This window comes from Vogesella mureinivorans (assembly GCF_007644035.1).
Taxonomy (GTDB): Bacteria; Pseudomonadota; Gammaproteobacteria; order Burkholderiales; family Chromobacteriaceae; genus Vogesella; species Vogesella mureinivorans.
Genome location: NZ_VMTV02001136.1, coordinates 1 through 402, shown reverse-complemented (window position 1 = coordinate 402; position 402 = coordinate 1). Strand labels below are relative to the sequence as shown.

The window sequence follows — 402 nt, the reverse complement described above, 5'->3', positions numbered from 1 at the left end:
AGACGCCTGAACATGGATTACGTCGACCTGCTGCAAATCCACCGCTGGGATTACAACACCCCGATCGAAGAGACGCTTGAAGCGTTAAACGACGTTGTGAAAGCCGGTAAAGCGCGCTACATCGGCGCATCGTCCATGCATGCCTCACAGTTTGCCCAGGCGCTCGATCTCCAGGCGCAGCACGGCTGGGCGCGCTTTGTCACTATGCAGGATCACTACAACCTGATTTACCGGGAAGAAGAGCGCGAGATGCTGCCGCTCTGCTACCAGGAAGGCGTGGCGGTGATCCCGTGGAGCCCGCTGGCGCGCGGAAGGTTAACCCGTCCGTGGGGGGAAACTACCGCCCGGCTGGTATCGGATGAAGTGGGTAAAAACCTGTATGACGATACAGAAGCCAGCGAT

At 58.5% G+C, this 402-nt stretch carries 1 protein-coding gene; it reads left to right on the top strand.

Annotation, left to right across the window (positions count from 1 at the left end):
* On the top strand, positions 1–402 hold a 402-nt coding region (locus FLQ44_RS23110), incomplete at both ends, for an aldo/keto reductase (protein WP_147696202.1).